5 protein-coding genes are annotated in these 4,576 nt (G+C 43.1%); 1 reads left to right on the top strand and 4 read right to left on the bottom strand.

The window, feature by feature from the left end; genetic code table 11:
- From VN429_RS11075 to VN429_RS11065, 3 genes are all read right to left on the bottom strand, one after another.
- The coding region (locus tag VN429_RS11075) for a hypothetical protein (protein WP_325633280.1) at window positions 1-559 on the bottom strand (559 nt) is incomplete at its 3' end.
- 18 nt (window positions 560-577) lie between these two features.
- Window positions 578-1,012 (bottom strand): response regulator, encoded by a 435-nt coding sequence (locus VN429_RS11070; RefSeq protein WP_325633278.1) that lies wholly within the window; start codon window positions 1,010-1,012, stop codon window positions 578-580.
- A 12-nt stretch (window positions 1,013-1,024) separates the two neighbouring features.
- A complete protein-coding gene (locus VN429_RS11065) occupies window positions 1,025-2,170 on the bottom strand; it encodes an ATP-binding protein (RefSeq protein ID WP_325633274.1) in 1,146 nt (381 codons plus the stop codon).
- Between the two features lie 317 nt (window positions 2,171-2,487).
- Here VN429_RS11065 and VN429_RS11060 point away from each other — a divergent pair, with 317 nt between their 5' ends.
- Window positions 2,488-3,393 carry a glycoside hydrolase family 26 protein gene (locus VN429_RS11060; protein ID WP_325633272.1) on the top strand — a complete coding sequence of 302 codons (906 nt, stop codon included), beginning with the start codon at window positions 2,488-2,490 and terminating at the stop codon, window positions 3,391-3,393.
- Between the two features lie 307 nt (window positions 3,394-3,700).
- Here VN429_RS11060 and VN429_RS11055 read toward each other — a convergent pair.
- A partial coding sequence (locus tag VN429_RS11055; RefSeq protein ID WP_325633269.1) for a pyridoxal phosphate-dependent aminotransferase occupies window positions 3,701-4,576 on the bottom strand: 876 nt, incomplete at its 5' end.

The following is a 4,576-nucleotide window of genomic DNA, read 5'->3' as shown; positions in this document are numbered from 1 at the left end:
GATTATATACAATGAGAAGAGCCATGAGAAGAATAAAGAGTAGTATTGCCCCTTTCTGCCAGGGAATCAGGATACGGTACGCAGACTCTTCCGGTTGCCTGTCCACGAGTTCATTTAATGCACTGTATGCATGTGGTGCCTCATAGCACCCGTCACTCATTGATATGACTGTATCAATTGATACGACGACTTTCTCGATTTTTTTGTGAAATACATCTTCAAGTCGTTTGAAAAGATCGTTATCCAAAGGATTTGCTGTTGCTACTCTGACATACGCAGGTTTTGATTCAAGAAGCAGTATCAAGGCACCCTCTTCAACCGTATATGGGAGCATGCAGCCGAGATCGAGAGTCTTGACTATGGCTTCCTTCTCAATGTATTCCAGCCCAAGTCGATCGGCAAGTGTGGAGAAGAAGATCTCTGGAACAAAAATGCGGTATTTTGCCAGATTACTGATAATTGATTCTACTGTGATTTCAGGATCGGTAAGCGCTCCGATATTAGAAACGTGTAACTTAGTGAGAAGGGAGATTACCTCTTCTTTGGTTACAGGGTTCATAAGATAGTAGGACTACTACTATCTGCGGATATTTAGTAATTTCTCCTCGAGGAATTCTGCAATCTTTTCCCCGTCAACAGATGCCTCACGTTCCTGTTCCACCAGTTTCTCTTTCACCTTTGCAAGGAGCATGTCAGGATCAACAGGCTTGAGGATATAGGCGTCAGCACCTGCATTAAGCGATATAACTGAATTTTCAAGGCTGGCATACCCGGTTACCATGATCTTCTTCATGGTAGGACGAATTTTGTGAGATTTTTCTAAAAGTTCAGTTCCTTCCATGTCTGGGAGTTTTATATCAAAGAGAGCTAGATTGAAGAAGGTAGATTCTATTTTTTTCAGTCCCTCCCCGCCAGTGGAGGCTGTCTCAACTTCATATCCATCGATCTCAAGAATTTGTCTTGTACTGTCCAGAATCCCGAGATCATCATCGACAACAAGAATTCGTTTCATTGATTTTCAGTCCTAGTTTGGTAATGACGTATGATCAACCGGAAGGAGAACCTCAAATGTGGTTCCTGCCGGTGATGTTTCTTTCACAGATATTGTTCCTCCATGTGCTTCAACCAGCCGTTTGCATACTGGGAGACCGAGTCCGGTCCCCTTTGATTTGGTGGTAAAGAGAGGTTCAAATATTCGATCCTTTACTGATGGTTGTATTCCAACCCCGGTGTCAGAGATTGTTATGCTAATACGTTCACTCGATTCAGATGTTTTTAGCGTCAATGTCCCCCCATGTTCCATAGCCTGAATTGCGTTAATGATCAGGTTTTCCATTACCCTTCTGAAGAGAGTAGTATCTACTGAAATCCTAACCCCGGGTAGGTACTGCCTCTGAACAGTGATATCCCCGGGTAACGTTATCGAGCCTAACAATTCATCAAGGAACAGCCCGGGATCAGTGAGAGAAAGGGTTGGGTTAACTTCTCGCGCGTAGTTCTGCAGATCAGACACAATTTTATTGAGATACTGGGTTTCAGATCCGATCTTGGAGAAGAGATCCGGGATTCCATGCTTATGAAGAATTGCTGCTTCATCAGGATCCATCTTTGTGATCTTGCGCGTTAGGAGGTAATTCATATTGGTAATTACCTGGAGCGGATTTCTCATGTCGTGTCCGATCATGGTAGAGAGTTCACCTATCACCGCAAACCTCTGGGCTTCTCTGAGCTGCTTGGTCCTTTCTTCAACTAGTTCCTCAAGGTGCTTTGAGTAGAGTTCAAGGCGATTTCGTGTCCGGTACAATTCCACGGCTTGTCTGATCTTCTGAGATAGATCAACATAGATCTCATCAGGAGGATGATCCGCATTCGTTGCGTGATCAGATTTCAAGGATTCACTATCCGGGACAGTGAAGAGAATGAATGGAATTTTTATGCCTTCACGCTGAAGAGCCCGGTGAAGATCAATGCCATTCATATCAGGCATGTCATAATCAGAAACAACTGCGTCAAATCCATTCTCCTTGGAAAGAGTCAGAGCCTCATGACCGGTTCCCCTGGTTAGAACAGATAGACGACTTGTTCTTTCCAGGTTATTCTTTGATATTTGTGCAAGTTCTGGGTCTGCATTAATAAGAAGGACTTTTAATGTCTCTGCAGGCCCTACCACCGATGGGTCCTCGAAGTCTGAAGGGAGGAAAGATGATGGAAGAGAATTATGGTTAAATGGATTGGAGGACATTACACTCGTGATAGTGGATATTTCGGTGGGCCTCCCTAAAAAAAGTAAGTGCTGGTCGTAGGAGTTGTGGTTATTTGGCGTATTTGGTGATAGGCAGAAAAATTCTCCAGCTTCTGATCATTATGGTTCTTTTTGGCAGCTCTGTACCAGTGTCTGGGGGAATAGGAAATACTTCACTTTGCCTACCTCAACAGGGAACCTTCTGGCTTGGGGTTCACCCTCCTGTCCAGTATCATACCACTGAAATGGATATTACTAACACAAGTATTGCTTCATTTGCACGTGCTGTAGGGAAAAAGCCGGCAATTGTGGTGTTTTCTCACGAGTGGGGTGTCAATAAGAGTTTTCCATCAAAACAGTTTGCCGATATACATGAATCTGGGGCAACACCCTGGGTCAGGTTAATGATGAGATCGGATATCCATCAGAATAAACCAGAACCACTTTTCACAATGAGCCGTATTGTAAATGGGGCATATGATGCAGAACTCAAGAACTGGGCAGATCAAGTAAAAAATCTAGGGTACCCTGTTATTGTCGAATATGGCACTGAAGTGAATGGAAAGTGGTTCTCTTGGAATGGGTACTGGACTGGAAATATGCATGGTGCAGAAAAATTCAGGGAGACCTATCGCCATATATTCCAGGTTCTTGAGAAAGAGGGGGCATCAAATCTTATCAGGGTATACCATGTGAACTGGCATAGTGATCCTGATGAATCATGGAATACTATTGCAGCCTATTATCCGGGGGATGAATTTGTTGATCTTTTTGGTGTCTCAGTTTATGGAGCACTCACCCCAAACGAAAAGAATACAAAGCCGTTTTTGGTTATGATGGATCAGTCATACCTTGAAATTACTGCATTGAACGCGAGTAAACCGATTATTATTGCAGAATCTGGGACCGATATTAACAATGAAAATGCGGATGCAGTTGTTTGGACAAAGGATGCCCTGATGGATCTGAGTAGTGGGCGATGGCCAGGTGTTATTGGAATAGTTTGGTGGAACAGTGCATGGCCAAATGATTCAGTTTCAGAGCATAATACTTCCATGCGGATAGAAGAGGATTTTAGGTTGCAGAAGGTATTACAAAACCTGATTGGTAATGATAGTCGATTTGTGAACAAAACAGATTTATCTTGTTAATTTACGCAGAACGCAAAGGAATCTTCCTATAGAACAATAGGAGCGTAGAGATTCTCCCAAGAGCTCGCGTAACTCAGTACTAGCCCCTGCGTGAGGTCTCTTAACTTCCGAGTTTGGAAAAAGACTAGGTGCACGCAATTGCTTTGGCAGCTCCGCCACCTTGGCCAAGTCAGGTATTAAGGGAGTAAGAGGGGGATGATTGTGAACCATGCAAGGATTTCACCTGGTTTTTGGGAACTGGAAGAAAAGTAAGGAGTAATCGCGGACTGAAAAAGTCGGTTCTTTACGATAATAAACCGTTTCGTGTTTAATTCCAGATACACCTCGGCAAGACAGACAAAAATCCTTCCATAACGTGTACCTGATGAAAAGTAACCCGGATATAGTTAGGGAATCGGAACTGGGTCATAGGCCTGACCATATATCCATGATGCATCAACCGTCGATACAAAAGTGTGTCTGAAATAGGTGCATGAATCAGGATAAAATTACCTTCTCCTGAAATGTACTCCAACCCCATCTTATCTAGTCCGCTCTCCACATAATGTCGCGACTCTGTTATCATGGAACGAGTGTTGCGGATATGCGATCCATCATCTTTAAGAGCACCGATTGCAGCGGCTTGTGCCAGGGCATTTACAGAATACACTGGTGAGGTGCGTCTGATAACGTCAGCCACCATGGGACTCGATGCCAGATAGCCGATTCGTAAACTTGCGAGACCGTACATTTTGGAAAATGTTCTGAATACAACGAGATTCGGATAAAGGGAGATGAGTTTGATAGCCTCCGGATAATCCAAAGCCGTAACATATTCTGCATACGCCTCATCAATAACAACTATCTGTTCACCACGAACCATATCAAGAAAATTGCAGAGTTTTTTATTGTTCCAGTACGTTCCTGTCGGGTTGTTGGGATTACAGAGATAGATAATCTTAGTCTTTTTATCTCGTGCGGTTAGTATTGCATCACTATCAAATCCATTATTTTTAAGAGGAATGAGTTTGGTTTTTATTTCTGAGAACCCTGCAACCCATTCATACACTGAAAAGGTCTTATCTGCAGTAATAATATTGTCACCAGGCTTGCAAAATGCGTGGATAATAGAATTAACACCTTCATTTGCACCATTACCAATAATAAATGAATTAATTGAAAGCCCAGAGAGTTGTGACAATCG

Source organism: Methanospirillum sp., assembly GCF_035560735.1.
Classification (GTDB): domain Archaea; phylum Halobacteriota; class Methanomicrobia; order Methanomicrobiales; family Methanospirillaceae; genus Methanospirillum.
The sequence above is the reverse complement of the archived record's forward strand: the minus strand, read 5'-3'. Positions and strand labels throughout refer to the sequence as shown.

Bases quoted from the DNA above. Each gene is read 5' to 3' on its own strand.
- VN429_RS11070 (WP_325633278.1), bottom strand. From the start codon at position 1,012: ATGAAACGAATTCTTGTTGTCGATGATGATCTCGGGATTCTGGACAGT.
- VN429_RS11060 (WP_325633272.1), top strand. From the start codon at position 2,488: ATGGATATTACTAACACAAGTATTGCTTCATTTGCACGTGCTGTAGGG.